Origin of the sequence: Colwellia sp. Bg11-28, from assembly GCF_002836245.1 — a bacterium.
Classification (GTDB): Bacteria; Pseudomonadota; Gammaproteobacteria; order Enterobacterales; family Alteromonadaceae; genus Colwellia; species Colwellia psychrerythraea_A.
In genome coordinates, this window is the sequence record NZ_PJBA01000011.1 from 1 (window position 1) to 433 (window position 433).

A 433-nucleotide genomic window follows, 5' to 3' on the forward strand; every position below is an offset into this window, starting at 1 on the left:
CATCACGGTACAAGTGAAAGACAGTAATGGTAATAATGTCAACAATGGCGGGGATGCCGTGAATTTAACGGCTTCGTCAGGCACCATAGCTGCTGTTACGGATAACAATGACGGTACGTATACGGCTATTTATACCAGTGCTACTACCGTTGGCACCGCCACTATTACGGGCACACTGAACAGCATTGTTATCACCGATGATGCGTCCATCAGTTTGAAGAACGGGGCGACAGATGCGGGACAATCGGTTATTAGCGCAAACCCGACCACGTTGGTTGCTGATGGCACCAGTACCTCGACCATCACGGTACAAATGAAAGACAGTAATGGCAATAATGTCCTCATTGGCGGGGATACCGTGAATTTAACGGCTTCGTCAGGCACCATAGCTGCTGTTACGGATAACAATGACGGCACGTATACGGCTACTTAC

1 protein-coding gene is annotated in these 433 nt (G+C 48.7%); it reads left to right on the forward strand.

Annotation, left to right across the window (positions count from 1 at the left end):
• A partial coding sequence (locus tag CXF79_RS17415) for an Ig-like domain-containing protein (RefSeq protein ID WP_157825894.1) occupies positions 1-433 on the forward strand: 433 nt, incomplete at both ends.